The organism is Psychrobacter sp. (assembly GCF_049295055.1).
In the GTDB taxonomy this organism is placed as follows: Bacteria; Pseudomonadota; Gammaproteobacteria; order Pseudomonadales; family Moraxellaceae; genus Psychrobacter.
Window position 1 is genome coordinate 57,363 of the sequence record NZ_JBAQQF010000053.1, and the last position, 21,900, is coordinate 79,262.

Below are 21,900 nucleotides of genomic sequence, written 5' to 3' on the forward strand. Positions count from 1 at the left end.
TTTGCAGATGACAAGATTAATGACAACAATGATTATAAGGCATAGAATAATATCGACCAAACCAGATTTTAAATCGCCGCTAATCTTATCAGTTGTCGCTAGCTGTGCCTATTATAAATACGTTATTTTTATTATATGCAGCCTTCAAAATTTATCTTATATCCCCTTAATTAGTAGGGCGATCGGTATTCAAAAATAATAGGTAGTGAGCGTTTGAAACCAGCTGTTTGGAATAAGTTGACATGATATGATAACGCCAATGAATAATATTTATAATCAACAATAAGCTGTACTAAACCGTATTTTTAATAATAACCAGTACAATGGAAAATTTATGAGTCAGTCGCAAGTGGATAATAAAAGCAATTTGAATACATTAGATCCAAACTGGCGCGATGATGCGCTAAATTTAGAACTTGATTATGGGATGCAAACCATTGCGGTGCGTGCAGGACAGCATCGTACGGACGAGGGCGAGCATTCAGAGGCTATTTTTACCACCAGTTCTTACGTTTATCATTCAGCTGCTGATGCCGCCGCCCATTTCGATGGTACAAAAACGGGCAACGTCTACTCGCGCCATACCAATCCCAGTGTGCGTACCTTTGAGCGCCGTTTAGCAGCACTTGAAAACGGTGAGCGTGCGGTGGCTACAGCCTCTGGCATGGGTGCCATTTTGACCATGTGTTTAGCATATTTAAAAGCCGGCGATCATCTGCTAGCTGCCAATCAGTTATTTGGCTCATCCATCGGTCTGTTTAATAACTATATGGCTAAGTTCGGCGTTGAAGTCAGTTACGTCGACTGCTTCGATAATGAGGCATGGGCAAAGGCTGTTCAGCCAAACACCAAGGTCATTTATTGCGAAAGCCCAAGTAATCCATTGGCACAGATTTGTGATATTGGCTTTTTAAGTCAGCTATGTAAAGCCAATGAGATACTATTGGTGGTTGATAACTGTTTTGCGACACCTGCATTGCAACGTCCACTCGATTTGGGTGCGGATGTAGTGATTCATTCTGCAACCAAATATTTAGATGGACAAGGTCGAGTATTGGGCGGCGCGTTGGTCGGTAGCGACAAACTGATGCAAGAAGCTTTTACGGTGGTACGTTCAGGCGGTATCAGTATGAGTCCGTTTAACGCTTGGGTATTTACCAAAGGACTTGAAACCCTTAAGTTACGTATGCAGGCGCATTGTCATAACGCCAATCAGGTAGCGGATTTTTTAGTTAATCACCCAAATGTTAGTATTGTGCATTTCTCAGGGCTAAGCGATCATCCGTCACATGAGCTTGCCACCCGTCAACATCATATGCAAGGTGGCTACGGGGCTATCATGGGCTTTGAAGTGAAACCGTCTGATACGCTTGATTCAAAAGCTGCCGCTTGGCATGTGATTGACTCTACGCAAATGGTTTCTATTACTAATAATCTTGGCGATGCCAAAACTACCATTACTCATCCTGCAACCACCACACATTTTCGTTTGAGTGCCAAAGAGCGCGCAGAAGCTGGCGTGAAAGATGGTCTTATCCGTCTATCGGTAGGTTTAGAGGATGTAGAAGATATCATCAAAGATTTGGCGCGTGGTTTAGACAGTTTGTAAAGATAACGGTATAATCGCGGTTAGCATTTTATTTTATTTCATATAATGACAATACCCATACCAATACCAATCATTTAACCAATCATTTGTTATTAAAAAATAAAGAGGCAACTATGAATATTCAAGCATTAATGCAACAAGCACAAACGATGCAAAAGAAAGTCGAAGCAAACGTTGAAAATGCTAAAAAAGAGCTGGCCAATAAAGAAGTTCATGCAGAATCAGGCAGTGGTCTGGTAAAAGTGACTATGACAGGTCGTCATGTGGTCAAACGTTTGACCATCGATCCAAGTTTATTGGAAGATGAGCCAGACATGATCGAAGATTTGATTGCAGCGGCTATCAATGATGCAGTACGTCAAGCAGATGAGCTATATGAATCAACCATGGCTGGCGCGACCACAGGTATGGGTCTACCACCAGGTATGCAAGGTATGTTTTAGACTTTAATTTGCGCTAAATATGGCATATTGAATTTAGAAATGGGGTTGTTATCGACATGATACGACCCCATTTTCATAGCTATGGTTTATAAATAAAGGAAGACACTTTGCTGACAGCCAAATTTGATCAGCTGGTCAAACAGCTGCGTATTTTGCCGGGCGTTGGTCAAAAAAGCGCTCAACGTATGGCGCTACATCTGCTTACCAAAAAACGTCCACAAGGCATGGCGCTAGCCCAAGCACTTGATGAGGCAATGCGTGATATTGTTGAGTGCCAACGCTGCCATAGCTTTAGTGATGATGCGATTTGTCCCTTATGCCAAGACCCAAGACGTGATGACAATATATTATGTGTGGTTGAAACTGCAGCGGACGTGATGGCGATTGAGCAGACGGCAGGCTATCGCGGGCGTTACTTTGTATTGGGTGGTCACCTGTCGCCCATTGATGGTATTAGCGCTGACGATTTAAACATTGAGCAATTGGTTTGGCGAGTCAAACAAGAACCGGTCGAGGAGCTGATATTGGCAACTGGCACCACGGTTGAAGGTCAGACCACAGCGCATTTTATTAGTGAGGCGGTTAGCCGTCATGTTAATAAGGTGACACGTCTGGCGCAAGGCGTACCGATGGGTGGTGAGCTTGAATACCTCGATAGTATGACGCTTGGTCAAGCCATGCAAAATCGCTCTTTTTTATAACATTTTCACAATAACCTGTTAACCTCTTTATAATATCGAATGTTTGCCCACTTTATTTGATGATATTGTTATAATCGTTTTACTACTATTTCCTCTTTTAATTTTATTAAGACGCTATATTAGCGTTTTATTTCCTCTTATCAATGCAGGTATCTGCCCGTGTCCAACAATGCTTTAACCGATTTAAACCTTCAAAATACGCTTTTTGCAGATCCCATAGAGCAATCATCTAGTACAACCGTCTCAGTAGAATTGCCTGCAGAGCCAGATATCGATGCACTATTAGATACCGCCGATGAGGTGACTATCACTTGGGTACGGCAGCAAAGCGGTCTAGATGAAGTGATTAAGGCATTAGCCACTTGCGGGCGGGTGGCATTAGATACTGAATTTATCAAACGTGATACTTATTATCCGCTCTTGGCATTGGTACAGCTTAACGTTGGTGATCATATTTATCTGTTAGATGCGCCGCAGCTACAGTTGGATGAGTTGTGGCAAGCACTAATCAAAGTTGATGTGGCTATTTGGCACGCTTGCGGTGAAGATTTGGGCATTTTTTACCTCCTATCTGGCTGCCCGCCATTGACCAATATTTTTGATACCCAAATTGCCTTGTCTTATTTGACCGGACAATTGCAAATGGGCTATCAGCAGGCGCTTGACGATCAGCTAGATATGCATATTGATAAAGAACAAAGTCAGTCTGATTGGCTCAGGCGTCCGTTGTCAGATGAGCAAGAGCAATATGCGATTGATGATGTGCGCTTTTTACCAGCGTTATATTTAAGCCTTGAATATGCGCTAAAAAAACAAAAGTTATACGATTATGTGTGGGCAGATTGTCAGCTATATGCTCATGATTTATATAAAGCACAGCATGTCGAAGATGAGGCCATGTATCTGACCATGGCTGATTATCGCTATACCTCACAACAAATGGCAGTATTACAAGCAGTGGCCACATGGCGTGAGGCACTAGCGCGCGCGACCAATCAACCGCGTACTTTTGTGATTAAGAAACAAGCGGTACGTGAGATTATTACTGAAAATCCAAGCAATATGCGTGAGCTTGCCCATAAAACGACCATGCACCGCAGTATGCTGCGCCTCTATGGTGAAGAGTTGATGAAAGTGATTAAGGAGGCAAAAATGCTCGCGCCTGTTGAGCATCCCCCTTGCTTATTACCCCCTTATCGCTCTAAAAACAAAGTGCTATCAAAAGCGGTGCAAGAAGCAGTAGATAATCAAGCAGAGAAAACGGGTGTACCTGCTAGCGTACTGATGCGTAAAAAATGGTTAGGACAGTTGTACGAAGTTATTGCCTTTGACCAAGGATTAGAAGCATTACCACAAGGCTTAAAAGGGTGGCGCAATGAGTGGGTAACGCAAACTTTGATACCAGTTATTGAAGCGCATAAAAAGGAGCTGCAACAAGGGATGGGTATCAACGTTTAATTGACGTTTATATTTACTAGCGTCTAAATATCCCATGCTGTAAAAAATACCCTGTCTGCCTAGCAACGTCATTATCGACTAACATGCCTGTATGCGATACCGGCATGATTAAATGGTCTGTAGCAGCGTCAAGTTTGGTCTCTTTTAAATATACTGTGCCATCATGCACAAGATATTCATCGAGCCGTGGGCTGTCTGCCTTACGCAATTTGCGATTATGGTATTGCAAAAATACTTGCCCTAAACCATAGGGGCGATTGCCAGCAATGATACCCAAGGTGATATGTTCAGGTAAGGGCGCAACGGTACCATCTAAAGCGTCCACGTACGATTTTCCTACCATAACAGGTGTCAGTCGCCAAATATAATCGGCGCATATACTGCCGACGTGCGGTGTACCAAGTGTCACGCAACGTCCAATCTGCCACTGTGGATAATGATAAACAAAATCACGAATGATAAGCCCGCCTAGACTATGACCAACAAGGTCTATAGGCTGGTCAGGATGATGGTTTTTCTCAAGCCACTTATTAAGGCGCTCACTATTGGTTTGAATACCATCACGCATACTACGATAGCCATATTGATGCGTATCAAGCCCCTGCGCCTGTAGGCGCTTAGCGAGCGGTCGCATAATCAATGCCGTCTGATGCAAGCCATGAACCAGAATAGTGCGGTTTTTTTGCTGCATAATATTGTCCAAAAGATATTTCAATCGAATTAAGCTAGCTTGTACTTTTATTATATTAAGCTTTTATAGCAGCTTTCAATACTGAAGGTACATAAATAACTGAATGTAAATAAATAATGTATGACTGAATAATAAACAGAACAAATAAAAACCTCCAAATCAATAACTGACTTGGAGGTTTTTTTAAAACTTATAATAGACTATTCAATAAATAGTCCGTTATTAAAGACTACATATAGTTTTCGATACTTGGGCAAGAACACATTAAGTTCTTATCACCGTAAGCGTCATCAATACGACCAACGCTTGGCCAGAACTTATTGTTACGAACATATGGTAATGGGAATGCGGCGACATCACGGCTATAAGGATGCGACCAGTCGCTGCCAGTAATCACAGCAGCGGTATGCGGTGCATTGACTAATGGATTATCCTCTAACGTCCAACCATCTTCGCCAGCTTTGGCTTTCATCGCTTCAGCTTTGATAGATTTCAGTGCACTGATGAAGCGATCCAATTCTTCTTTTGATTCAGACTCAGTAGGCTCAATCATCAAGGTGCCTGATACTGGGAAGCTCATGGTTGGGGCATGGAAGCCATAATCCATTAAGCGTTTTGCAATATCACTTTCACTGATGCCAGTTTCGTCTTTTAGTGGGCGAATATCGATGATACATTCGTGCGCCACACGGCCGTTTTTGCCCGCATACAAGATAGGGTAGTCACCTTTAAGCTGATCAGCGACATAGTTAGCGTTTAATAATGCAAGATTGGTCGCTGCTAACAGACCGTCACGGCCCATCATAGCAATATACATCCAAGAGATTGGTAAAATGCTCGCTGAACCATAAGGCGCAGCTGACACGGCTGAGCAATCATTCTGTGCATTATGTACAGGAATGATTTTGTGGTTAGCAATAAACGGTGCCAAATGCGCTTGCATACCGATAGGACCCATACCTGGACCGCCACCGCCATGAGGAATACAGAAAGTTTTGTGCAAGTTCATATGCAATACATCAGCACCTACTTCCGCTGGTTGCATGATAGCGACCTGTGCGTTCATATTGGCGCCATCCATATAAACCTGACCACCATGCTTATGAATCAAGTCACAAATTTTGCGGATACCTTCTTCAAAAACACCATGTGTTGATGGATAAGTAATCATCAACGCACCTAGATTGGCGCTGTGCTCTTCACATTTAGCCGTCAAGTCAGCAATATCAACGTTACCATTGTCATCGGTACTGACGACGACGACTTTCATACCCATCATGATGGCTGTTGCTGGATTGGTGCCATGAGCAGATTGTGGAATCAAGCAGATATCACGATTCATTTCACCTAATGACTCATGATAACGACGGATAGCAAGGATACCGGCATATTCACCAGAGGCACCAGAGTTTGGTTGCATAGAGATTTCATCAAAACCAGTAATGGCTTTAAGTTGCTCTTGCAAGCTATCAATCATCGCCACATAGCCAGTGACTTGATCGACTGGTGCAAAAGGATGAACATTCGCAAATTCAGGCCAAGTAATCGGAATCATTTCACTGGTTGCATTCAACTTCATGGTACAACTACCAAGGGCAATCATACTACGGTTCATTGCTAAATCTTTATCTTCTAAAGATTTTAAATACCGTAGCATTTCATGTTCGGTATGATGCGAGTTAAATACTGGATGGCTTAAGATGTCATCGGTACGTAAATGTGCCGCATCTAATGAAACGGTAGCCGCTTCTGGTAAGTCATGCGCTTTGCTGACGAATAATTGAGTTAAGACACTAAAGTCTTCTTGGTCACTGGTTTCACTAAAAGCAACGCCCAGTTTATTATTGCCAAGACGCCATAAGTTATAACCAACGTTGTCCGCATTTTCAAATATTTGTGTCGCAAGTTGCTCTGAACCACAATCAACCACCACGGTATCGAAAAATTGGTCGTGAACAACACTTAACTTATTATCACCATTGGCATTTTTGATAACATCAGCAAAAGCCGTAGCAAACGCATGAATACGCGTAGCAATCCGCTTAACGCCCGTTGGACCATGATAGACCGCATACATGCCGGCTAGATTGGCAAGTAATACTTGTGACGTACAGATGTTTGAGTTGGCTTTTTCGCGGCGAATATGTTGCTCACGAGTTTGTAGCGCCATACGTAGAGCAGTATTGCCTTGCGCGTCTTTTGATACGCCAATGATACGACCAGGTGCTGAGCGCTTGGCTTTATCAGAGAAGGCAAAGTAAGCGGCGTGTGGACCACCAAAGCCCATAGGAATACCAAAGCGCTGTGTGCTACCAAGTGCTACGTCTGCACCCATATCAGCAGGTGATTTTAATAATACTAAGCTCATGATGTCGCTGACAACTGAGGTATAAGTTTTATTTTCTTTCACTGCAGTGATAACGTCGGTTAAATCTTTAACATCGCCTTCTTGACCGACATATTGGAATAATGCGCCAAAGTAGTCGCCAGATTTAGCCAGTTCAAAATCACCAACGACCACGTCAAAACCAAAGTATTTGGCACGAGTATGGATAACGTCTAGCGTTTGTGGATAAATGCGCTCATCAACAAAGAACTGGTTTGATTTGCTTTTGCTCATGCGCTTTGACATGGCCATAGCTTCTGCAGCAGCCGTCGCTTCATCAAGTAATGAAGCACCAGCAAGCTCAAGACCCGTTAAATCAATACAAACTTGTTGAAAGTTAAGCAAGGCTTCTAGACGACCTTGGGCGATTTCTGCTTGATAAGGAGTGTAAGCCGTATACCAGCCTGGGTTTTCTAACACGTTACGTTGAATAACGGCTGGCATACGCACAGGCGAATAGCCTTGACCGATATAGCTTTTATTCACGGTAATATTGTCTGCCATCTTGCGTAATTTGGCGAGAGCAGCGTGCTCACTCATAGCAACTGGCAAATCTAATGCTTTATGCATGCGTACTGGCTCAGGAACCGTATCATCGATAAAGGTTGCCATGTCTTTATAGCCAATAGCACTAAGCAGGTCAGCTTGTTTGGCATCATTGGAGCCAAGATGGCGATAAACAAATTCAGCTTCGTTGAACAAGCCTTTAAAGGTATCAAACGTTGGGTTTTGAGAGATAGTCATGATAATCCTTGCAAAAGGGTGATAAAAGAGATGGCTATAATAAATAATAAAAAGAATAACTTAATGAATTAAACGTAATGGACGAACTGGTCTTGATCAAAACGAAACTGGGTGTTGTAAACGCCATTATCAGCACGCTCGCCCGCACCAATCATCATAACGATATGATGATCGTCGCCTAATTTTAACAAGCGTTTCATCGCAGGTTCATCAAAACCGCCCATCGGACAGCTATCAAAGCCGTGTGCTCGCAGTGCCAGCATCAAGTTTTCGGCAGCTAATGAGGTGTTATTAGTTGCCCAGTTTTTGGTATCTTCAAAGGTATAATAAGGCGATTTAATTGGACCTTTGACGCGTCTGACCACTTGAGTTGCACCCCATTTAGCAGCTGATATCACATTGGCTGGCCCACGCAAAAAGTCCATGGCAACGACTTTGGTATAGTAGTCTTTCACTTTTTTTGGCACAGGAGTATCAGGATATTCACGTAGAATCTGTTTAGCATGGTCGTGCCAAACGTCAGTACGAGCAACGACAGCGATTAAGCGTGCTGATGTTTTTGCCGCATTTTGATTCATGCAGTTTTTGACCGCACGTTTGCGCTTATCTGCATCATTAATGACGTAAAACTCCCACGGCTGTAGATTGCTAGAGTTTGGCGCTAGCATAGCCAGACGCAGACAGTCTGCTAACACATCGTCAGGTATCGGTGTATCCGTAAAACGGCGTACCGAACGGCGTGACTCTACTATGTCGCGAAACGCTTGTAGCTGTGGCGTATTATCGGGGGTGGCAATGTTTGCTTGAGAGTTTGCTTGATTATCAGTGTCAGGAGTCATATTAGGATCCATGCTGAGGAGTGAGTAATCAACTTAGTCATTATTGAGGGCACTTTTCAATATTATCTGACCAGTGATTAATACGAATAAATCAGATAGCGATTGAGAGCAATAGTATCGAGTAGTGATAATTCTGGTAATAGCTTTTACAATAAATCATATAGATACCAGCTGACGCAAGTATCTATAGTTGTCATTTACCTCTATAAAACAGCAATGCTAAGATTAAATGCTGCTTTTAAGAAAGCGTAAGACTAATATTACAGCTCGTTTTCGTACTCGTCAGCTGTTAGCAGTGCTTCATAATCAGCCATGTTATCAGGCTTCATTCTAAAGAACCAACCTTCACCGTATGGATCAGAGTTGATGATTTCTGGATCTTCTTCTAATGCTTCGTTGATGGCAACGACTTCACCTGAGATAGGCGCATAAACGTCAGAAGCGGCTTTTACTGATTCAACCACTGAGATTTCGTCATCAACAGCGATGATGTCACCCACGTCTGGTAATTCAACAAATACCACATCACCCAATAGGTCTTGAGCATGGTCAGTGATACCAACAGTGATAGTACCGTCGTCTTCTAAGCGTAACCACTCATGGCTGGCAATGTATTTTAGTTCTGCTGGGATATTACTCATGGTCTCTCTCCTAAGTGATAGAGGTTAATTAATAAAATTAATTAATAAAAAAAGAAAGCTAATAATAGTGTTTATGATGCCTATGCGTCAAATTGCTGCTTGCCATTACGGACAAACGGTAGCTTAAGAACGCGCACATCAACGAATTTACCTTTGCCGCGTAAATCAATTTGCACATTGTCATCGTCTGCTAGGGTAGCAGGAACACGGGCGATGGCGATAGAGTTTTTGAGGCTAGGAGAGAAAGTACCACTGGTAATGATACCTTTTTGCTCTTTATCAGACCCTTGATTGATGGTCACTTCCATACCTTCACGTAATACGCCACGGCTGGTCATTAATAGACCGACTTGTTTCATCGCGGTGTTGTCATCTTTGGCTTGCTTACGTTTACTAACAAGTGCTTCGCGACCAATAAAGTCACGCTCATCTTTGAGGGCAAGTGTCCAACCCATGTTTGATTCGTAAGGGCTGATGCTCTCATCCATATCATGACCATAAAGGTTCATACCTGCTTCCATACGCAAGGTATCACGAGCGCCAAGACCGGCAGGTTTTATGCCATTGGCTTTTAATTGCTCAAAGAATGCTGGTGCGTCATCACCGTGCATGATGACTTCGACGCCATCTTCACCAGTGTAGCCAGTACGAGCGACAAACCAATCTTTGCCTTCGATATTGGTTAAGTCAGCACCAACAAAAGGCTTGATCGCTGCTAACGTATCCGCCCAGCTAGGTTTGACTTGTGCCAGTTTTTCAACGGCATTGGGTCCTTGAACGGCAAGCATAGCAAGCTCTGTACGCTCAGTTAACGACACATCATAGTCTGCCGCAGTTTTTTCAAAATGTGCCATGTCTTTATCGCGTGTGCCAGCATTTGATACGATACGGTATTGCGTTTCTTCGCTATTCGATAAATAAACGATTAAGTCATCGATGATGCCGCCTTGCTCATTTAGCATAGGAGAATATAAGGCTTTACCAACCGTTTTTAGCTTGTCGACATCATTGGCCAATAATTTCTGCAGCCACGCTTTACTGTCTGCGCCTTGCACATCAACAATGACCATATGTGAGACATCAAACATACCTGCATCGCTACGTACTGCTTCATGTTCTTCGATTTGTGAGCCGTAATGAATAGGCAATTCCCAGCCAGAAAAATCTACCAGTTTGCCATCACTATCGACGTGAGACTGGTAAAGGGGAGTGCGTTGAGGGGCTTGGGTGCTAGTATTTTGGCTATTGGTATCAGTCATAACAAATCCTTATGGATACATCATTCGTACTCGATAACCAGTAGTAAAAACAAGTATCGAAGTATGAGGGTCGATGCACATTATCATAGTAGCGAGAAGCAATATTGCAGGGTGCAAGCATTGCAACCAAGAGTAGTACAGAAAAAAGATAAAACTATCCACCAAACAGACGCTAAACGTCGGTTTAGGCAAAAGCCCTATCTGTCCTGTAACCTGAGATTTTCAACACGAATCATTGTCTATATATGTTCAATATAGCACTAATGATAACGTATTTTCTCCCCTTCGGTGGGTAAGACGTCGTCCGCCTTTACCGCTCTCCAGATTTGTTATGCCTTATGTTTGAGTGTAATGCGCGATTGACGGCACACTACTAAACCATAATGACATGTGTTTTTCAGTCCTTTTACCTGAGCGATTGGCAGGGTGTATGCGCCTTCGGTGGTCGAATGGCAATCAATATATCGTATGACCAATGCAGTTTAATACGATATCAACGCCTAAAGACTCTCTCCTGAAAAACGCTTTTATTATGAAAGGTTCACAGCATTTTTACAAGTCATCAAAGGTATCAAAGTGAATAATTTTGGCAAAAATGATTTTTTATGATGCTAATCGGTCAAAGTGTAGAGAAATAAAGCATTTTTATGTCTATGGTAGTGCATAGCTTGTAAAGCGATTTACCATATCAAAACGTAAAGCGACTAATGATATTAGCTTGAAATATGCTAATCTATGACCATAGTTTCTGATAGGTTATTCTTATGCATTGCGATATTTATAAATTCCCTAAACATAACGACATGTATGTCTATGTTGCGCGTCCTGATTATCCTAACGATACCGACGAGATTAAGGATTGGCTAGGCGTTTTACCAAAAGATTTTCGTGCCAGCTTAGGTCGTAGTGAATTTGTCATGCATTTGGATTTGGCGGCCACGCCAACGCTTGCTCGTGTCGACAAAGAAGAGGTATTGGCAAAATTACAGTCACAAGGGTATTTTGTACAAATGCCACCCCAAGACGTCATGCGTCGCCAAGCAGAGTTGCGTGCGCGCGAAGCCCAAGACAATATTTATGATTAGGGTGTATATTTAAAAGCGGTTATTGCTAAATAACTTTAGGATTTCGTCTTTAATTTCTTATTTAAAAGTCATGCAATAAAAAATATACTTAACATCGGCTGGTATGCATTTTTGTAGATAGTCGTGATAAACTAATAGCCTATTAAGTGTTGAATGTGAATGATATGTTGGCGGTATTTATAGTCAAACGGTATATACCGTGTAGCTTTAAAAAAACGCTGAACATAAAAACGTGACGCACAATCTATAAACGCAGGTAATAAAACACGCATGGACTGGTTAAAAAATCTCTTACACAGCTTACCGCTGGAAGCCATCAGTGACATTCTCGGTGAGATTGCTATTTGGTGGGGGCAGCTGGTAAAAGACGTGCCACCGGCCGACTTACCGATGTATGCGTATCTTGGCGGTGTCATTATCGTGTTGATACTTTGGGTACTAGTCGCTCGCGTATTGCCACGGCCATTAGGTGGTATGAGCTGGATGATATTGTTTGCCGTTCTGCTCGCTCCGGGGACTGCACTTGGTGATCCGAGTGTGATTGCACCGGCTAGTATCAGTGTCGTCTATGCGATTATGATGAAAGACACGGCTGGCGCGATTGCTAATTTGTCACCCATATTAGTAGTGCTGGTAGTAGGCTTGTTTGTTGGCTTTGTTTGGCAGCTCATTCGCGGAGCATTTGAGTCAAGTTTAGATAAAGCGCGTCGCCGTACTTCTGAGGATACGCAAGCTAATATGCAGCTGGCGACCGGTAACTATATGGCAGAAAGTGCGACTTTAACGGAAACCTCTGAATTAAATGACAAGTCTAACTTAATCCAGCAGCCCAATAGTACGCCTTTGGCAGCTAAACCTGAAACAGAGATCAGCTTAAAAAAAGGCAGTTCGAAAATAGATAGTATTTTCGCTAAAAAACGGGATGCAAAAAAACCTGATAAGCGGTAAAACGAGATTGAAATATCAATAAAGACAATGAGATTTTGTCTTTATTGATAAATAGAATAAAAGACACCGTGAGTGTCTTTTTTTATGCGTCATAAGTATTGTGAAGTTATTAGATCTATAAATTGCGTCTTTTTGACAGGTCTTGAGTATAAGGAATTGCGAACGCATGAGTATTTTGGCAATCAACAAGGCTGTGCTAACCTAAATGATTATTTATCATCCATCGATTACCTATAAACCTTTTATTACTCTTAAATCCTTTAACGTATAACAATAACTGAGATTTCATTATGACTACAACGGATAAAACGAAGAAAAAATTTACTGGTACACAAAGCTATATCGCTACTGATGATTTACAATTAGCTGTCAATGCGGCGATGACGTTACAAAAACCGTTGCTGATCAAAGGTGAGCCGGGTACCGGTAAGACATTGCTGGCTGAAGAGGTTGCTGAGAGTTTAGGTATGCCACTGATTACATGGCATATTAAATCGACTACCAAAGCAGAGCAGGGACTGTATGAATACGACGCGGTATCGCGTTTGCGTGATTCGCAAATGGGTGACGATAAGGTGTATGAGATTGGCAACTATATCAAACCGGGTAAGTTATGGGATGCCTTTACCAGTAAAGAGCGTAGCGTATTATTGATTGACGAGATTGATAAGGCGGATATTGAGTTCCCGAATGACTTGTTGCATGAGCTTGATAAGATGTCTTTTTATGTTTATGAGACGGGCGAGACCATTACCGCTGAGCAGCGCCCTGTGGTCATTATCACCTCAAACAATGAAAAAGAGCTGCCGGATGCATTTTTACGTCGCTGTTTCTTCCATTATATCGATTTCCCAGAAGAAGAAACCATGCGCCAAATTATTGAGGTGCATTTTCCTAATATTCAAGAAAAACTGGTCAATGATGCGCTCGATATTTTTTACAAATTACGTAACGTTCAAGGACTTAAAAAGCCGCCGTCAACCTCTGAATTGGTCGATTGGTTAACGCTATTGCTTGCTGATGATATGGCGCAAGCAGAATTAGAAGAAAACTTGCGTGGTGAAAAGTCTATTCCACCGTTATACGGTGCGCTGCTTAAAAACGAAGCCGATGTGAATCTATTGCAGCGTTTTGCCAATATGATGCGTCGTTAAGCGTAAGCTTTGCAGCGAAGATTGAAGCTTAGGCAAACGTTTAAATATTAATCATATCAGCCAATAAGTGATGCGACTCTTATGTTTATCAAACTATTCTATACCTTGCGTACTTACGGCGTGCCGGTCAGTACCCGTGAGCTACTTGACCTAAATGCCGCGCTTGAGCAAGGGCTGATGATGCAGCCAGTTCTCTCATCAAAGCAGGAAGATTCAGCATTGGCTACCTTTGCCAGCCGCGAAGATATGTACCGATTAATTCGGCTTTGTATGGTCAAAGACGAGCGCCACTTTGATAAATTTGATCGAGCAATGGCGGATTACTTTGAAGGCGTTGATAGTCTTGATATGGATGAGCTTATGTCTAAGCTGACTGACGTCCCTAAAGAGTGGCTCGACTTAAAATTAGATCCTAAAAACCTCACTGAAGAACAGCGTCGTCTGCTCAAAAAATATGGCTCGCTTGAAGAGTTGATGAAAGCGCTTGAAGAACGTTTAAAAGAGCAAAAAGAGCGTCATCAAGGCGGTAGTAAATGGGTCGGGACTGGCGGTACGTCGCCATTTGGCGCCTATGGCGATCATCCAGAAGGCGTGCGCGTTGGCGGTGAGTCGCGTAAACGCAGCGCAGCCAAAGTTTGGGAACAGCGTAAATACCGCAACCTCGATGACGATAGTCAGCTTGGTACCCGCCAAATTCAGATGGCACTACGCAATTTGCGCCAGTTTGCACGGACGGGCAGTGCTGATGAGTTAGATATTCATGAGACCATCAAGCGTACTGCGAAAAAAGGTGTGCTCGATATTCATATGCAAGCGGAGCGTCGCAACCGAGTTAAGGTGCTGATGCTGTTTGATGTTGGCGGTAGTATGGATATCCATGTTGAAGCACTAGAAAAGCTGTTTTCTGCGGCAAAGAATGAATTTAAAACTTTAGAGTTTTTTTACTTTCATAACTGTCTGTATGATTATGTTTGGAAAGACAATGAACGTCGCCATAGCGCACCGATGCCGACCTTTGAGCTGCTCAATAAATACGGTCGCGAATATCGCGTTATCTTCGTCGGTGATGCCTCAATGTCGCCCTATGAGCTTATGACAGTGGGCGGCAGTGTTGAGTATATGAATAATGAAGCGGGTATCGTCTGGCTAAAACGCATGCTTGCGCATTTTGATAAAGTCGCGTGGCTCAATCCTGAAGATCCAGCGTACTGGCAATATACCCAAACCATCGTTGAGATTAAAAAACTGTTTGATAATAAGATGTACCCTATGACTTTGCATGGCGTAGAAGAGATGACCAACTATATGGCGCGGTAGTGACGGTTTTGAGCATTACTGGACTCACTTCAGTCATAAATCACTTAATAAAAGTAGCCGTTATGATTCATAACGGCTACTTTTTAGTTTCAATGACGCCAATGATAACACCCATCTCTTTCTTATCGTGTTTATCGATGCTAGGCGCATACAATGCCGAAGCAATCCCGCCATCCAAAAATAAAGCATTTGGACACTTTAGATAATCTTTGAACAGCGCTGCAAACTGATAAAAAGTCACAGGCTCATCACTATTGACAAACTGTATGCTGCCATCGTTGCAAACGCCTGCGCCATTACGGAGCTTGGCTGATGCGCTATTGGGGTTAAACTGTGGGTGAATCTTATTATTGATAACCAGCATCGGCCCTGATTGAGTGGCATACCAAGGTTGTGCTTGACCGCTTTTTAGCTGCTCGTCTAAGGCGTTGCTTTCAGTGATTTGTACTGCGCCAGTCTTATCCCACCACATGACACCGTTGGGCAATAAGTGAAAGTTGCCGCCACCTTCTTTGAGATTTAACGAATGAATCTCTTTACCTTCAATGACGGTATAGCCGATAGGCGCGTAGTTCTCATCATACATGCCAGCGTTCATGGCAAAATTCAGCCTTTGGTTATCTGGTAAAGTCGTCAATAAGTTAGCAAAAGACAGCAATGGCTGAGTGCTATTAGGCTGCTGCCAAAACAGTTGTAATGAATAGTGTCCACTAGTGAGCGCTTCCGCTTTAACACTACAAACACTATAAGCAAATGGTGATTTCTGCGACTCACACGACCCGCTTTCTGTATTGCTATCAGTCACATTATTTTTTGTATCGTCTATTGGCTGACAAGCGCTAACACTTAATGCAATCAGCGCTACCGTCAGTAGAGAGGTGGGTGAATTAAAAATGGCGTTTAGCATCAATAACTTATCTTTTATCATAAGGAAAGATATCATAGGAACAGAGTTTGTCTATTTTAATCAGTCAATAGTGCTTAGTCGTCTGTAGGTGGAAATTCGCGAAAAGTATTATTGACGTTACCGATTAACTGTCCACCGTCGTTAATGTTAACAAAACTTCCAAGACCTTGTTCGGCTGTCGCACTGGTTTCTCGACCTTTATCACGCGAGTCTTTGTTATAAGCAATTAAGGCGTCGTTATTGGCTAAAAAGCTATCAGAATTTGCCATCACCCACATTTGATTAAATACGTCCGCGCGCGCACTATTATTAAGTAACGCTCCCTTATCGGTAAAATAAAAGAATTTAGACAATAGTTTAATCTGCCCGTCATCTAAACGGCGAGCAATATGATAAGGCTGCAATTGGCTTGGGTGTTGCAGACCAACTGCACCTACAATGCTGGCCAGTGATTTAAGCGTATTCTTATGGAAGCTTGCGACGCGATCAGCTTTGCTAGGCACATCAAGTGCCTTTTGACGATATGGGTCTTGCGTTGCAACACCGGTTGGGCAGGTATTGGTATGACATGAGCGCGATTGGATACAACCAACGGCAAACATAAAGCCACGTGCTGAATTACACCAGTCCGCGCCCAATGCAATCAAACGAGCAATGTCAAAGCCGGAAACGATTTTACCGCTGACACCGAGTTTGATTTTGTCACGGATACCGGCACCGACTAAGGTATTGTGCACCAATAAAAAGCCATCGACCATCGGCATGCCGACATTATCCATAAACTCTACGGGTGCCGCACCTGTACCGCCTTCAGCGCCATCAATAACGATAAAGTCAGGATAATTGTCGGCTTCAATCATTGCTTTAACAATCGCCATAAACTGCCAAGGCTGCCCGATACAAAGCTTAAAACCAACCGGTTTCCCCTCTGATAATTCACGTAGTTGTTGCCAAAACGCGACCAGCTCACGTGGATTACTAAAAGCTGAGTGCGAAGAGGGCGATACGCAATCCTGTCCCATCGGTACTTGGCGGGTATCGGCGATTTCTTGCGTAATTTTCTCTGCTGGTAGGACGCCTCCCTGACCAGGTTTCGCCCCTTGTGATAGTTTAATCTCTATCATTTTAACTTGTGGATCGACGGCCTTTTCGGCAAAAGATTGCGGATCAAAATGACCGTTGTCATCACGGCAACCAAAATAACCCGTGCCCAGCTCCCAAATCAAGTCGCCACCGAACTTACGATGATAAGGACTGATTGCCCCTTCACCGGTATCATGGGTGAAGCCGCCCATCTTTGCGCCTTGATTGAGCGCCATAATGGCGTTAGCGGACAAACTGCCAAAGCTCATCGCTGAGATATTAAACACCGACATATCGTGTGGCTGCTGACAACGCTCGCCACCAACAATGATACGAAAGTCTTTGTTTATGATCGGTTCACTGACAGCTGACTGCAAAAACCATTCTTTACCATGGGCGTATAAATTGTCTAAAGTACCAAAAGCATTGGTATCACTGACGTTTTTTGCACGTTGATAAACAAGTGCACGCTGCTGACGCGAAAACGGCACTTGTTCCTTATCATCTTCAAGTAAATACTGACGAATCTCAGGACGAAAATCCTCCAGCACGTAACGAATATGCCCAGCAACCGGATAGTTGCTCAATATCGCATGCTTCGATTGAATTAAATCATAAATACCCAAACCTACACCAATGCCACCAATAATAATCAGCCACCAGTTAAACAATAACAGCCCAGCTAAGAACAGCAATATAGTTGCGCCAAAAGTGCCATAGCGCAGCAGCATGCCAGTCAGATAAGGAGAGGAATTATGATGTTTAGGCTTTGGATTTAGATTGGTACGAGATTGGGGCATAGTAACGCTCAACAATAAGACATGAAAGTTAAAAAACGCACTAATTACGAGTAAAAATAAAAGTAACATACTCCAACTATCGATATAGATGATTTGGAAGTAAGCCAGCTTTATCTTAACTTATAATTAACGCGCATATTATACGCCTATGATATCACTGCATCGGTGTCATTGGGTAACAGTGTGCTAATGCGGGTTTTGCAGCCCAGTTATTTTAAGCTGTAACCTTTACCACTGTTTTTTTATTATCAATCACGTCAAAGGTAATCTCAACCGGTAAAAACTGTTTTATTAACCAAGCTTGAGTCTCAGTATGCTGACTAATGACGCGTGCAGTAAACTCACCGCCACCTGATAAAGCTAAAGGCAGCAGCAACTGGTCGGTTAGATACTCGTCAACTAATGCATCGGTTTTAAACAAGTAACGCTTCACCAAGCCTGCTAAGCGATTACCCATCTTTTCAGCCGAAGTACGTTTTTCTCCGAGCAAAGTAAATATTTCTTGATGACAGTGTTCGTTATTGTTAGTTTCACCAACTTTATGAGTTACTTTTGCGTAGCAAGTATTACCTTCACCGATACCGAGCAGTTTATGGCCTCTTGTGGTAATAAGGGTGTCGTCGATTCCAGATTCAACCAATACCGCTTTCGCGCTGGCAAGCTCACGTGTACCAATATCATATTCCAAATTGAGCACACTGGCGACTAGCTCTACGCTCATCATCTCACCACGTTCAATAATTTTGAAAGGCAACGAGTTAGCACGGCGTAAAAACGGCGTTATCGTTGCTTTGATGGTGCCACCGCCAACGGGCGCGAAGCCTGCTTGTAGACATTCAATATCTATTTGCATACCCAACTTAGTAAGCGCAGGAATAAACGCCTGTTGTAAGAAATCTGTGGTTGGTGCCAGTGGATTGTGGGTTCCACCTTTAATCGTTACGGTCGATTTTGAATGTTGATTGGTGTTAGCAAAGAGCAGAGCAGGTAATAGCGTTTGTAGCACCAGACTGGTACTGCCAGCCGAGCCAATATCAAAAGTATAATCACCTGACTTAATCGTATTTGGCGTAAAGCTAAAACTGCTGCTGCCTAAATCAGCGCCTGACACGTTGGCATCTGATATCGCTTGTGACGCTTGCACGCACATTAAATGTTGACGCATTAATCCAGGTTTAGATCGACCAGCACGGATATTGCTAATCTCAATAGGAATGCCCGTCAGCATAGATAGTGATAGGGCGGTACGGATAATTTGTCCACCGCCTTCGCCTGTGCTGCCGTCGATTTTTAGGGATTTAGTTTTTGATATTGGCATGATATTAGACTTTCTTATTTTTGGGGAGGCTTTTAGATTTTTTTAATGATGCTTATCGCATCAGGATAATTAAATAGGTTTTATAAAAATGGAAAGGTTAGAGCGCAATAAAAATAAAATTGAGACCGACTGTCATTGTCTGGTGGTAAGGTCTAAATGGTACTTTGTGCCTAGTGAAGTGTATGGGGCATGAGGTGTAAAAAAGACGTTTGCCCACAACGCGTGGCAGCCACTACAGTATATTTTCAACCCCCTGTTGTGGAAGTAAGGGGTCTGACACTCGCCCAGTCGGTTCCAAACGGGTAGTCTGCTTACTTACATTAAGCGCGCAGAGAATTCTGAAATTGGTTTTAAAAATAATTATTCTATCAGGTCAATTTGCCAGTTATTAGCTTGAATAACAATGTTAATCTTGCGAAGTTTCATGGCGATGTCATCGGCTTGCTTTTGTAATCCTGACACAGAAACTATAATATTCCATTTAATTTCACGATGGCTATAACGATCTGCTTCAGTCTGTGTCGCTTCAATGGCATCCACCAATAGCTTATGACGCATCTCTAATGTATCGCGCTCTACCAATAGCGCCAGCATTGACTGACCTTTATCGGTCTGAGCAATGGCATTAGTACGATGAATGCGCTCAATCAAAACACTTAGCTCCGTAATGATTTGACTGGCATCAATCATCAGCGTATTAGGATCTTCGCTTGGTGTATCGCCCTCTTGAACTTTGACATTGTTACGAATACGACCTTTAATCTGTGCTAGCTTTTTTTGCATATCGCTACGGATAAGTAGGGCTTCTGCGAGTTTCATTTTGGTTCTCTCTAAATGTTGATTTCATTTTAAATATATATTTTTCGCTCAATAAACTTGCTTTGAATTAAATTATCAGACATATCTTCAAGAGCTTCTTTCTCAGCTTTGATCCTAACTGCAAAGACGAAAGAGAAAATAGCTGAACGTGTCAATTGTAAAACATGCTCTGCGCTTTCAACAAATTCAGATTCTGGAATAAAAACTGGTTCTTCGTAATAAGCTAATGAATTTTCAATACTTTCAGGTTTTTCATTCTCGTAAACAAATACAAAACTATGTTCCAATGCATTCCGCCACTGCTTATAAAAACTAAGTTCACCTTCTAGGTTATGATTCAAACCGCAAGCTATGCTATATAAACCAATCAAGCCTTCATTATTATAAGCTTCGAACTTTTGAAGTCTGTCTTCGTCTTCAAGTTCCCAAAAAGTATGGAAATACGAAGGCCTGACTTTTCCTTTCTTAGTTTTAAGTTGTAAGTCAAACAACAAACCAATAGCGTTACCTATTTTATCTAGTACGCCAAAGCAAATCCTAAAAGCGGTACGAAGCTTTTCGATATTTGTTCCTAGTAACTCATTGTCATGCAACTCTGCATAGCAAGCATCATCGTCTATATTGTTATCTCTCTTAGCAACCTTATATTCGTATAACATTAGCCTAGCAAGTCCAAATTCCGATTTAAGCCTATTTAGTACCTTTTGCATTAGTAATATGAAATCTCCAGAAATCGCTCTAATAGACATTGGGATATTTAAATTATCACTTGCACTTCCGTAGCATTTGCAATATAAACCATGCTCACTAAGACTTAGGAAATTATCCAAACACCATTTTCTAAATTCTGATAAGGATTGGTATTCTTGCTCATCTAAGTGGCTATCATCTTCTATAGCTACTCCCATATCTAAACAATCTTTTTCGATATCACTATCTATTTTCTCGGCTCTTATGAGATAAGATTTTGCCCACTGAGGTGGTAATTTGTTAGATTTGCTAGCATTCCTAAAACCTAAAGCAATTTCTCTACCTTGTTTAATTGAAGAAGAGTTATTTATTCGACTTATCACACTCAAACACTCACTACGATTTGTCCAAACTTGTGGAATGTCTAAATTCATTGCGATAACTTGATCATACAAGGCTAACGCCTCGGGAAATCTATATTGCTTTTGCAGGTTTATAGCTAAATTAACAAGATATTCAGGTTGAGAGTCTACATCCTGCTTTCTACAAGACAAAATTGCTTTAAAAAATAGAGAGCTTACCTCTGCAAGTTGCTTTATTAGTTCTACATCGGTATCAAGTTGATCTCCAGATGAACTTTGAATTAAGTTGCTTTTTGCATTTCCCAGATTGTAGTAATAACTATCCCGAGTTAAAATGTTTGCAAAAACTTCGGACTCCATTATGTCAATACCTAGCTCAGATGCTTTATTATTTGACGCCATGTTGCCTAAATCAACGAACAACATTCCCAGCTTGTAAAGTGTGTAAGAGTATTGAGTATCATCTTTGTTTACTTCCTCACTCAAAATTGTCTCTATATCTAAACATAGTTTAAAACTTTGATTAAAGTTTCCTAGGTCAATCATTTTTGAAGCACTTTCAAGTTGAAAATTAATATTTTCAAAATTAATTTGCTCGTGACTTTTCATCAAAATATCCTTATTTTCTTAGAATATATTTTATGTC

At 42.1% G+C, this 21,900-nt stretch carries 18 protein-coding genes and 2 riboswitches; of the genes, 8 read left to right on the plus strand and 10 right to left on the minus strand.

The features are described 5' to 3' along the window. Nucleotides 1–334: 334 nt before the first annotated feature. The 4 genes from WAZ74_RS07995 (at nucleotide 335) to WAZ74_RS08010 (ending at nucleotide 4,211) form a co-directional block, all read left to right on the plus strand. Nucleotides 335–1,609 (plus strand): O-succinylhomoserine sulfhydrylase, encoded by a 1,275-nt coding sequence (locus tag WAZ74_RS07995; protein ID WP_422307613.1) that lies wholly within the window; start codon nucleotides 335–337, stop codon nucleotides 1,607–1,609. A gap of 113 nt (nucleotides 1,610–1,722) precedes the next feature. Beyond that, entirely contained in the window at nucleotides 1,723–2,052 is a 330-nt protein-coding gene (locus WAZ74_RS08000) for a YbaB/EbfC family nucleoid-associated protein (protein ID WP_422307615.1), read from the plus strand. Nucleotides 2,053–2,159: 107 nt separating this feature from the next. Next, nucleotides 2,160–2,753: a recombination mediator RecR gene (recR, locus tag WAZ74_RS08005; RefSeq protein WP_422307617.1), complete on the plus strand. Its 594-nt coding sequence runs from the start codon at nucleotides 2,160–2,162 to the stop codon at nucleotides 2,751–2,753. Nucleotides 2,754–2,912: 159 nt separating this feature from the next. Beyond that, on the plus strand, nucleotides 2,913–4,211 hold the full coding sequence (locus WAZ74_RS08010; protein WP_422307619.1) for a ribonuclease D: 1,299 nt from the start codon (nucleotides 2,913–2,915) through the stop codon (nucleotides 4,209–4,211). 16 nt (nucleotides 4,212–4,227) lie between these two features. Here WAZ74_RS08010 and WAZ74_RS08015 read toward each other — a convergent pair whose 3' ends face one another. The 5 genes from WAZ74_RS08015 to gcvT all read right to left on the minus strand — a co-directional run bounded on the left by WAZ74_RS08015 (nucleotide 4,228) and on the right by gcvT (nucleotide 10,771). Continuing rightward, a complete protein-coding gene (locus tag WAZ74_RS08015; RefSeq protein WP_422307621.1) occupies nucleotides 4,228–4,902 on the minus strand; it encodes an esterase/lipase family protein in 675 nt (224 codons plus the stop codon). A 229-nt stretch (nucleotides 4,903–5,131) separates the two neighbouring features. Beyond that, nucleotides 5,132–8,032, minus strand: coding sequence for an aminomethyl-transferring glycine dehydrogenase (gcvP, locus tag WAZ74_RS08020; protein WP_422307623.1), 2,901 nt, complete (start codon nucleotides 8,030–8,032; stop codon nucleotides 5,132–5,134). 68 nt (nucleotides 8,033–8,100) lie between these two features. Beyond that, complete coding sequence (locus tag WAZ74_RS08025; protein WP_422307625.1) at nucleotides 8,101–8,871, minus strand: nitroreductase family protein; 771 nt, start codon at nucleotides 8,869–8,871, stop codon at nucleotides 8,101–8,103. A 260-nt stretch (nucleotides 8,872–9,131) separates the two neighbouring features. Further along, the gene (gene gcvH, locus WAZ74_RS08030; protein WP_422307627.1) at nucleotides 9,132–9,512 is read right to left on the minus strand and encodes a glycine cleavage system protein GcvH; all 381 of its coding nucleotides are present in this window, start codon (nucleotides 9,510–9,512) and stop codon (nucleotides 9,132–9,134) included. An 80-nt stretch (nucleotides 9,513–9,592) separates the two neighbouring features. After that, the gene (gene gcvT / locus WAZ74_RS08035) at nucleotides 9,593–10,771 is read right to left on the minus strand and encodes a glycine cleavage system aminomethyltransferase GcvT (RefSeq protein ID WP_422307629.1); all 1,179 of its coding nucleotides are present in this window, start codon (nucleotides 10,769–10,771) and stop codon (nucleotides 9,593–9,595) included. Nucleotides 10,772–10,962: 191 nt separating this feature from the next. Beyond that, nucleotides 10,963–11,105: riboswitch (glycine riboswitch) on the minus strand. A gap of 54 nt (nucleotides 11,106–11,159) precedes the next feature. After that, a riboswitch (glycine riboswitch) is annotated at nucleotides 11,160–11,298 on the minus strand. A gap of 237 nt (nucleotides 11,299–11,535) precedes the next feature. Here gcvT and WAZ74_RS08040 point away from each other — a divergent pair. The 4 genes from WAZ74_RS08040 to WAZ74_RS08055 all read left to right on the plus strand — a co-directional run bounded on the left by WAZ74_RS08040 (nucleotide 11,536) and on the right by WAZ74_RS08055 (nucleotide 15,275). Beyond that, entirely contained in the window at nucleotides 11,536–11,856 is a 321-nt protein-coding gene (locus WAZ74_RS08040) for a YcgL domain-containing protein (RefSeq protein ID WP_422307631.1), read from the plus strand. A 270-nt stretch (nucleotides 11,857–12,126) separates the two neighbouring features. Next, nucleotides 12,127–12,804 (plus strand): hypothetical protein, encoded by a 678-nt coding sequence (locus WAZ74_RS08045; protein WP_422307633.1) that lies wholly within the window; start codon nucleotides 12,127–12,129, stop codon nucleotides 12,802–12,804. A gap of 290 nt (nucleotides 12,805–13,094) precedes the next feature. After that, nucleotides 13,095–13,958, plus strand: coding sequence for an AAA family ATPase (locus WAZ74_RS08050; protein WP_422307635.1), 864 nt, complete (start codon nucleotides 13,095–13,097; stop codon nucleotides 13,956–13,958). A gap of 81 nt (nucleotides 13,959–14,039) precedes the next feature. Further along, nucleotides 14,040–15,275, plus strand: coding sequence for a vWA domain-containing protein (locus tag WAZ74_RS08055; protein ID WP_422307637.1), 1,236 nt, complete (start codon nucleotides 14,040–14,042; stop codon nucleotides 15,273–15,275). A gap of 76 nt (nucleotides 15,276–15,351) precedes the next feature. Here the strand turns inward: WAZ74_RS08055 and WAZ74_RS08060 are convergent, their stop codons facing one another. From WAZ74_RS08060 to WAZ74_RS08080, 5 genes are all read right to left on the minus strand, one after another. After that, complete coding sequence (locus WAZ74_RS08060; protein ID WP_422307639.1) at nucleotides 15,352–16,203, minus strand: phosphodiester glycosidase family protein; 852 nt, start codon at nucleotides 16,201–16,203, stop codon at nucleotides 15,352–15,354. A gap of 53 nt (nucleotides 16,204–16,256) precedes the next feature. Next, entirely contained in the window at nucleotides 16,257–18,065 is a 1,809-nt protein-coding gene (locus tag WAZ74_RS08065) for an FMN-binding glutamate synthase family protein (protein WP_422307640.1), read from the minus strand. Nucleotides 18,066–18,279: 214 nt separating this feature from the next. Further along, nucleotides 18,280–19,383, minus strand: a complete 1,104-nt coding sequence (gene rtcA / locus WAZ74_RS08070) for an RNA 3'-terminal phosphate cyclase (protein ID WP_422307643.1) — start codon at nucleotides 19,381–19,383, stop codon at nucleotides 18,280–18,282. Between the two features lie 360 nt (nucleotides 19,384–19,743). Further along, nucleotides 19,744–20,202, minus strand: coding sequence for a DIP1984 family protein (locus WAZ74_RS08075; protein ID WP_422307645.1), 459 nt, complete (start codon nucleotides 20,200–20,202; stop codon nucleotides 19,744–19,746). 29 nt (nucleotides 20,203–20,231) lie between these two features. Further along, nucleotides 20,232–21,863, minus strand: a complete 1,632-nt coding sequence (locus WAZ74_RS08080; RefSeq protein ID WP_422307647.1) for an LA2681 family HEPN domain-containing protein — start codon at nucleotides 21,861–21,863, stop codon at nucleotides 20,232–20,234. Nucleotides 21,864–21,900 lie beyond the last annotated feature (37 nt).